The organism is Flavobacterium sp. TSSA_36 (genome assembly GCF_051547165.1).
Classification (GTDB): Bacteria; Bacteroidota; Bacteroidia; order Flavobacteriales; family Flavobacteriaceae; genus Flavobacterium.
On sequence record NZ_JBPTTP010000013.1, the window covers coordinates 1 to 6,856 of the forward strand.

The following is a 6,856-nucleotide window of genomic DNA, read 5'->3' on the forward strand; positions in this document are numbered from 1 at the left end:
TTTATTTGAAGCTCTCTCAAGCCCAATGTCAGTATGTTATCGAAAAACCAATTATTGATTGTTGATTCTATGAGTGTTTTTTTGGTGTAAGATATGTAAACTACTTAAAAACAAGTGTTTTAATTAGTAGCATAAAATCTAAAATCAAGTATCGTTACTCTTTACTCTAAAATTTCTTGACTTAAAAACATTGCCCTAGAGCCAAAGCCTAATGACTAGTAGCATGATCTTATAATAGCTTGGATACTTTGATAACATCGCCTGCTTTTAGCAATCCCAAATGAAGATCACCGATACGAACCCTTACTAAACGAAGTGTTGGAAACCCTACAGCAGCAGTCATTTTTCGTACTTGACGAAATTTCCCTTCATTCACAGTAATCGAAGCCCAAGAGGTGGGGCCATGACGTTCGTCTCTTATTTTTTTGCCACGTGGTCCAAATTCAGGAATTTCCTTTAAAATAAAGGCTTCGCAAGGTTTGGTGATGTACTTGGTTCCATTAAACCCAATTTCAACTCCCCTCTTTATCTGCTCAATAGCTTCTAGAGTTATTACACCATCCACTTGCACATAATACTCCTTTTCTACTTTCTTGCTCCTAATACGTTCACTAACTTTTCCATCGGTGGTTAATAAAAGTAAACCTTCGGAATCTTCATCTAGACGACCAATAGCCATCGTGCCTTCAGGAAAATCGTAAAGTTCACCCAAAAGTCTTTTTTTGCGTTTTAACTCATAAATAAACTGACTTAAAAAGCCATAAGGTTTGTGAAGGAGAAAATGATGGTGGGACATTATGTATTTCTTTAAAAAAACAAAGATAGTCTTGTTTTTGAGTTTTTATAAACATTGAACTTTAAAGAGAATATTTACAATACAAAATTTCATGACATAGAATCATTATCTCATGACATTTTTTATACCCAACTATCTGATTTATAAGTTATTTTGAAAAGACAAGATGAATTAAACCATAATTTAAGAATAGTCGTATTTAAAATATACTAAATATAAAATTTTAAATATTATTTCACAAGTTTACAGTAATAATCAACTGAAAAACAAAAACTTAACTAACCATTTAACAAAAAAACTATGTCTACAGAACCATTTATTGGAGAAATTAAAATTTTTGGATTTGATTTTGCGCCTCGAGGCTATATGAGCTGCAGTGGCCAACTATTATCAATTGCACAAAATACTGCTCTTTTTTCTTTACTGGGTACAACTTATGGAGGAAACGGAGTTCAAACTTTTGGAATTCCTAATTTGCAGGGGCGTATGCCTATTGGGCAGGGTCAAGGCCCAGGATTACCATTACATGTTATGGGTGAAGCTGCTGGTACTCCAAATGTAACATTGCTAACATCTAATATCCCATCGCATATTCATACATTGAGTAATGTTAGTGTAAAAATAAATGCCTCCTCAGGGAATGCTGATGAATCTGTACCAGAAGGTAACTTCCCAGCTACAACAACAACTCCCACTTATTCAGGAAGTGGAGCAAGCCCAAATGTTTTTACGGGAGGGACTACTGTTTCCGGTACTACAGATATAACAGGAGGAAACCTTCCTCTATCTATCATGAATCCATATTTAGTTGTTAATTATTCGATAGCTACTCAAGGAATTTTTCCAACTAGAAATTAAAACAACTCTTAAAACAAAACATTATGTCTACAGAACCCTTTATTGGTGAAATAAAAATATTAGGATTTAATTTTGCTCCCATAGGCTACTTAACATGTCAGGGACAAATTATGAGTATTGCCCAAAACACAGCTTTATTTGCACTCTTAGGAACTAATTATGGAGGAAATGGGCAAAACACATTTGGATTACCAGATTTACAAGGACGTGTACCTATTGGTCAGGGACAAGGAGCAGGCCTTCCAAATTATACTATCGGAGAAATGGGTGGTTTACCCACCACTACTCTATTATTGCCAAATTTACCACAGCATATTCATACATTGAATAATGTTAGTGTAAAAATAAAGGCCTCCTCAGGGAATGCTGATGAATCTGTACCAGAAGGTAACTTCCCATCTACAACAATAACTCCGACTTATTCAGGAAACGGAGCTACTCCAAATGTTTATACAGGAGGCACAACAGTAAGCGGAACATCAGATGCAACAGGTGGAAATGCGCCTTTTGATATAATGAATCCCTACTTAACTATTAATTATTCCATCGCAACGGAAGGGATATTTCCAAGCAGAAATTAATTAAAAACATTAAAGGAAATTTTCAATAGGGAAATTTCCTTTTTTACTTAAAAAATATGCAAACAATAGGTATTTTATTAGCCCGATCAACATACTATCAAAGCATTAGTTTCGATCTTTATGAGGGACTACGTTCCGGATTAAAACATTTAGGAAGAAACGACATTCGAATCGTTACGGAAAACATAGGTTTTGGTGCAGATAAACAACAATGTTACCGTAGTGCGGAAAAACTTTTACTAGAAGAAAACGTTTCTGTAGTAATTGCTTACATAGGTCATCGTATGGCGCAATTACTTCGTCCTCTCTTTCTTGCCGCCAACAAAATGTTAATTGTTTTAGATGCCGGAGCCAATTTGCCTCACGAATGGCCTGCTTGCCCAAATATTTTTTATCATTCACTACACAACTCCTTAGGAGCTTCAATGGCTGCCAGACAAGCCATAAATGATGGATATACATCAGCCGGAATGGTGACAGGTTATTATGATGGAGGCTATTTACATACTTATGGAATATCAAAAGGATTTGAAGAAAATGGTGGGAAAATCGCTTTTAATCATGCCACAGGGTACAAGGAAGAAGATTTTACGATTGCACCTTTAAAAGACCATTTAGAAAAATTTCCTAACAGTGCCTTATTGAGTTTGTTTAGCGGTGATTTTGTTCACTGGTATTTTGAAGCTATCAAAAACGCATTTGAAGAACAAAATATTCCCATTTACTTACCTCCTTTCGGACTTGAAGAAATGATGCTTGCGGATGCAGAATATCCTGGCGACAACATAAAAGGAATTGCAGCCTGGTCTAAAAAAATAGACTCTGAGGAAAATAAAATATTTATCGAAACAATAACAGCAGCGAACAGAACTCCTAATATATTTTCATTACTAAGCTGGGAAAGTGCTTCTTTAGCATTAAAAGTTATAGAATTAATTGACCTTTCTAAAAATAACATGACGCAAATAGCCTCAGGCATCAAATCTTTTACGTTTAAAAGTCCAAGAGGTACTATTTATTTTGATTCTAAAACAAATACTTCTATTTCACCTTTATACAACTCCACTATAATTCCAAATAGTGAAGGAAAATGTGAAATACAGATAGAAAGTATTGCAAATGATGTCTCTGAACATTTTCAAAAATTAACTAATCAGAACCTCAATAATTCAACATCGGCATGGTATAATAGCTATACGTGTATTTAATTATGGAAGCACAGAAAAAAATATTAGTACTATGCGGTGGAAAATTTGCTTTTAAAGCACTACAATTATTAGCATTTGAAAAATTCATATGTGCCATTGCAATTGGAAAAGGAAGCCATACAATCACAGACGCACTAGAAAGAGAAGCTGAAGACAACAATTTTGGTTTTAAATCTTTTCCCAATACTAAAAGCATGTCTGAAATGAGAACATGGATTGATAAGATCCAACCTGACTACATCTTTTCCATCTCATTTCCATTTTTACTTCCTGAAAGCGTTTTAGCATACGGAGAAAATAAATTCATCAATTTTCATCCCGGACCACTGCCACAATATCGAGGATCTATGCCCATTTTTGAAGTTCTTAAAAATCAGGAAACCGAAACAGCAATTTGTGTACATTTTATGAACTCAAAATTTGATGAAGGAAATATCATTTTTAATGATCCTATTGTTATTGAAGCGGGTGATACTTATGGCAAACTAAGTGTAAAACTAAGTGAACATTTGGCTCAGGTTGCTTTGAATACAGCAAATATGCTGCAATTTGGAAATAATATTCCCAACGAGCCGCAAGATGAAAGACGATCCTATTATTATGAAAAGCCCGATTTGTCAGACACTTATATTAATTGGAAACGAATGACAGCAGAGGAAATAATTTCACTAATAAATGCTTGTAATCCTTGGAACAATGGTGCTGATGCAACCCTATTAGGGGAACAGATTAAAATAATTTCAGCTTATTTATTAAATGAACCTCATGAAAATCAACCGGGAACAATAGTTTCTTTCACTACTACCTTAAATATAGCTTGTGAAGATAAAAAACAAATTGCAATTGAAATTCTTAGTATAGATCAAGGTATAATGACGGCTTCACAATGTATAGCACTAAAACCTGTCCTAATGGCAGGAATCCCTAACTAGTTTTTAACAAATAATAGCTAATTAAATGATGTAACCATGAAAAAAAACTTTGCTTTAATTTTTATCTTGTTGCTCTCCCTGTTTTGGACTGGAGGAAATGCGCAAACGCAGTTTTGGAGCGATACCTTCGAGGATACGGGAGCTCCAAGTACTGGAACCAGAACACCTTCAATTGATATTGGATTTCCTTCAAATCCTTTTTCTTACTATTTCATGAGGACTGATGGAAATAATCTTGCTATGCAAAACCCTATCGGTGGTTTAGATACTTTTATAACATACCAAAATATTCAAGGGACAAAATTTTGGGCAGGTGAAGATACAGATAGAGCCAGAACTGGAATTACAGACATAAATGATAAAATCCAAAATATTACATGGACTGGTATTAATATTGCGGGAAAAACGGGACTAAGTTTTAAAGGTCTATTTGCAGCATATAAAAATCAAAGTTGGCAGAATCCAGCTTTTGGTCCTGCTTATGATTTTTTAATTATAGAATATAGAATAGACGGTGGTGCTTGGACAAGAGTTGGAGGTTTTAACGGAGATACATCCGCAACAAATGCAGGCTATCTATCCGAAGATACTGACGGTGATAATTACGGTGATGGAACTCAACTTTCTAAAACTTTTCAGGAATTTAATTGGAATATTTCTGGAACAGGTACAACCTTAGATTTGCGTTTTAGAGTTAGTGCAGATGGTAGTGCAAATCAAGAATTTGCAGTAGACAATTTTCGCCTTTTTGAAGTACCTGCATGTACAGCACCTGTTGTAACTGCTAGTCCTTCAAACCAATCAATTTGTAATGGTGGTAATATTACATTCTCAGCAACCGCAACTGGTGCGACGGCTTATCAATGGCAAGTAAATACGGGTTCTGGTTTTACAGATATTACAAATAGTGGTGTTTACTCGAATGCAACAACAAGTACTTTAACAATCACAGGGGCAACTTCTGGCATGAACGGTTTTTTATATCGCTGCGTGGCTAAGGATGGTTCTTGTAGCACCAATTCAAGTTCAGGAGTATTATCCGTGACTACAATTACTTTAACAGCAGCATCTCAAACAAACGTTGCTTGTAATGGTGGTTCAACTGGTGCAGCAACAGTAAATGCTGCTACTGGAGGAACAGGACCATATACTTACAACTGGACACCAGGCACCCCAACAGGTGATGGAACAGTTTCTGTTACTGGTTTGACCCCTGGAGTCTGGACTTGTACTGTAACAGATAATAATGGTTGTTCGACAACTCGTGATTTTACAATTACACAACCAACAGCTATCAGTACGGCAACTGCTGCACAAACAAATGTGTCTTGTAACGGTGGATCTAATGGTTCTGCTTCCGTGACTCCTTCGGGAGGTGCTGGTGGATATACTTATTCTTGGTCGCCTTCGGGTGGAACGGCTGCAACAGCTACTGGATTAAGTGCAGGAACATATACCGTAACGGTAACCGATGCTAACGCATGTACGGCTACTCGAAACTTTACAATTACACAACCAACGATTATCAGTACGGCAACTGCGGCGCAAACCAATGTGTCTTGTAACGGTGGAGCTAACGGTTCTGCATCCGTAACTCCTTCGGGAGGTGCTGGTGGATATACTTATTCTTGGTCACCTTCGGGTGGAACGGCTGCAACAGCTACTGGATTAAGTGCTGGAACATATACCGTAACAGTAACCGATGCTAACGCATGTACAGCTACTAGAAACTTTACAATTACACAACCAACGACTATCAGTACGGCAACTGCATCGCAAACCAATGTGTCTTGTAACGGTGGATCTAATGGTTCTGCTTCGGTGACTCCTTCTGGTGGTGCTGGTGGGTACACTTATTCTTGGTCACCCTCGGGAGGAACAGCTGCAACAGCTACTGGATTAAGTGCAGGAACCTATACTGTAACAGTAACCGATGCAAATTCTTGTACGGCTACTCGAAACTTTACCATTACACAACCAACGGCTATTAGTACGGCAACTACGGCACAAACCAATGTGTCTTGCAACGGTGGATCTAACGGTTCTGCTTATGTGACGCCTTCAGGAGGTGCTGGTGGCTATACTTATTCTTGGTCGCCTTCGGGGGGAACCGCTGCTACAGCTACTGGATTAAATGCAGGAACCTATACCGTAACAGTAACAGATGCTAACGCATGTTCAGCTACTAGAAACTTTACAATTACACAACCAACGGTTATCAGTACGGCAACTGCGGCGCAAACCAATGTGTCTTGCAACGGTGGATCTAATGGTTCCGCTTCTGTGACGCCTTCAGGAGGTGCTGGTGGCTATACTTATTCTTGGTCGCCTTCGGGTGGAACCGCTGCGACTGCAACCGGATTAAGTGCAGGAACCTATACCGTAACAGTAACCGATGCAAATTCTTGTACGGCTACTCGAAACTTTACCATTACACAACCAACGGCTATTAGTACGGCAACTGCGGCACAAACCAATGTG

The 6,856-nt window shown here is 37.6% G+C and carries 5 protein-coding genes and 1 pseudogene; 5 read left to right on the plus strand and 1 reads right to left on the minus strand.

The annotated features are described in order from the left end of the window. Window positions 1-229: 229 nt before the first annotated feature. Window positions 230-796 (minus strand): pseudouridine synthase, encoded by a 567-nt coding sequence (locus ACSVH7_RS14960; protein WP_438067492.1) that lies wholly within the window; start codon window positions 794-796, stop codon window positions 230-232. A 300-nt stretch (window positions 797-1,096) separates the two neighbouring features. On the opposite strand from ACSVH7_RS14960, the gene ACSVH7_RS14965 reads away from it, so the two are divergent. The 5 genes and pseudogenes from ACSVH7_RS14965 to ACSVH7_RS14985 form a co-directional block, all read left to right on the plus strand. After that, window positions 1,097-1,654: a phage tail protein gene (locus tag ACSVH7_RS14965; protein WP_438067493.1), complete on the plus strand. Its 558-nt coding sequence runs from the start codon at window positions 1,097-1,099 to the stop codon at window positions 1,652-1,654. Window positions 1,655-1,677: 23 nt separating this feature from the next. Beyond that, entirely contained in the window at window positions 1,678-2,235 is a 558-nt protein-coding gene (locus ACSVH7_RS14970; RefSeq protein WP_438067494.1) for a phage tail protein, read from the plus strand. A 56-nt stretch (window positions 2,236-2,291) separates the two neighbouring features. Continuing rightward, window positions 2,292-3,443, plus strand: coding sequence for an ABC transporter substrate-binding protein (locus ACSVH7_RS14975; protein WP_438067495.1), 1,152 nt, complete (start codon window positions 2,292-2,294; stop codon window positions 3,441-3,443). A 2-nt stretch (window positions 3,444-3,445) separates the two neighbouring features. After that, window positions 3,446-4,375, plus strand: a complete 930-nt coding sequence (locus tag ACSVH7_RS14980; protein ID WP_438067496.1) for a methionyl-tRNA formyltransferase — start codon at window positions 3,446-3,448, stop codon at window positions 4,373-4,375. A gap of 36 nt (window positions 4,376-4,411) precedes the next feature. Next, window positions 4,412-6,856, plus strand: a pseudogene (locus tag ACSVH7_RS14985) (hypothetical protein); the annotation flags it as partial.

Coding starts and splice junctions, on each gene's coding strand:
- ACSVH7_RS14975 (WP_438067495.1), top strand. CDS start 2,292: ATGCAAACAATAGGTATTTTATTAGCCCGATCAACATACTATCAAAGC.
- ACSVH7_RS14965 (WP_438067493.1), top strand. CDS start 1,097: ATGTCTACAGAACCATTTATTGGAGAAATTAAAATTTTTGGATTTGAT.
- ACSVH7_RS14960 (WP_438067492.1), bottom strand. CDS start 796: ATGTCCCACCATCATTTTCTCCTTCACAAACCTTATGGCTTTTTAAGT.
- ACSVH7_RS14970 (WP_438067494.1), top strand. CDS start 1,678: ATGTCTACAGAACCCTTTATTGGTGAAATAAAAATATTAGGATTTAAT.
- ACSVH7_RS14980 (WP_438067496.1), top strand. CDS start 3,446: ATGGAAGCACAGAAAAAAATATTAGTACTATGCGGTGGAAAATTTGCT.